1 protein-coding gene is annotated in these 236 nt (G+C 40.7%); it reads right to left on the bottom strand.

Annotation, left to right across the window (positions count from 1 at the left end):
- A partial coding sequence (locus G4L40_RS12925; RefSeq protein ID WP_166237596.1) for a hypothetical protein occupies positions 1 to 236 on the bottom strand: 236 nt, incomplete at both ends.

Below are 236 nucleotides of genomic sequence, written 5' to 3'. Positions count from 1 at the left end.
GAGCGTCGTTAGTTACACTTACTACAGAACAGTTGTCTGCAGTTACTGGTGTACCTAATGCAACGTTAATTGCATAACAATCATCATTTGTGTTGATTGTGATATCCGATGGTGCTGTAATTGTTGGTACAACAACATCTGTTACTGTAACTAATTGTGTAGCAGTAGCCGTATTACCTGAACCATCTACTACAGTCCATGTTACAGTGGTTGTGCCTAATGGGAACACTGCTGGT

This window comes from Flavobacterium celericrescens (assembly GCF_011392075.1).
In the GTDB taxonomy this organism is placed as follows: Bacteria; Bacteroidota; Bacteroidia; order Flavobacteriales; family Flavobacteriaceae; genus Flavobacterium; species Flavobacterium celericrescens.
Note: the sequence above shows the minus strand (reverse complement) of the source record. Positions and strands in the feature narration are given on the sequence as shown.